Source organism: Bradyrhizobium sp. KZN70725, assembly GCF_055264925.1.
The window spans coordinates 1-220 of record NZ_JBUYWT010000238.1; the positions used below are offsets into that span (position 1 = coordinate 1).

The 220-nt window shown below is 58.6% G+C and carries 1 protein-coding gene; it reads left to right on the top strand.

Annotated features, from left to right (window positions below; translation table 11 throughout):
* Nucleotides 1–220, top strand: a 220-nt coding sequence (gene tnpB / locus ACZBJS_RS42955) for an IS66 family insertion sequence element accessory protein TnpB (RefSeq protein WP_463440380.1), incomplete at both ends; no start/stop codon positions are given.

Sequence of the window (220 nt, forward strand, 5' to 3'; positions counted from 1 at the left end):
CGATGCCGGCTCAGATCCGTTCGACGGTGCGCTTTATGTGTTCCGCGCCAAAAGAGCCGACCGAATAAAGATCGTATGGTGGGATGGCTCCGGCGTGTGCCTCTATTTAAAACGGCTTGAGAAGGCGAGGTTCTGCTGGCCGCGGATCGGGCATCATCGGGTGCAGCTGAATGCTGCGCAGTTGATGGCACTGGTGGATGGGATGGACTGGAAGCGGGTC